Origin of the sequence: Streptomyces sp. SID12501, assembly GCF_010550245.1 — a bacterium.
Taxonomy (GTDB): domain Bacteria; phylum Actinomycetota; class Actinomycetes; order Streptomycetales; family Streptomycetaceae; genus Streptomyces.
Map to the genome: position 1 here is coordinate 1 of NZ_JAAGLU010000567.1, position 457 is coordinate 457.

The 457-nt window shown below is 74.4% G+C and carries 1 protein-coding gene; it reads right to left on the reverse strand.

Annotation, left to right across the window (positions count from 1 at the left end; translation table 11 throughout):
- On the reverse strand, nt 1-457 hold a 457-nt coding region (locus tag G3I71_RS47320), incomplete at both ends, for an alpha/beta hydrolase-fold protein (protein WP_275409447.1).

Sequence of the window (457 nt, forward strand, 5' to 3'; positions counted from 1 at the left end):
CCAGCGGCCAGGTGTGCGTCTGGCCGGGCTCCTCGCGCCACACGGCGTCCACGCCGCGGCCCGCGAGCGTCGTCGCGACCTGGGCCGCGTGCCGCACGCTCATGCTGTTCTCGTCCGCGGGCACCGAGAGGAACAACGTCAGCGGCGACGGCAGCGCGATCGTCGGGGCGTACTTCGTGACGTCGTGCGCGTCCCACTCGGCCTGCGTCGCGAGCATGGCGTGCCCGCCCTCGCCCGGGTCGGCGTAGGGGCCCATCGCGAGGATCGCGGCGAACTGGTCGGCGTGCCGCAGGCCGTGGTCGAGCGCGCAGTAGCCGCCCGACGAGAACCCGCCGAACGCGCGCCCCGACCGGTCGGCGACCGTCCGGTAGTGCGCGTCGACCCACGGGACGAGCACGTCCGTGAGGTAGGTGTCGACCTGCGAGCCGCCCGTCGTGGAGTCGAGGCACTCGGTGTC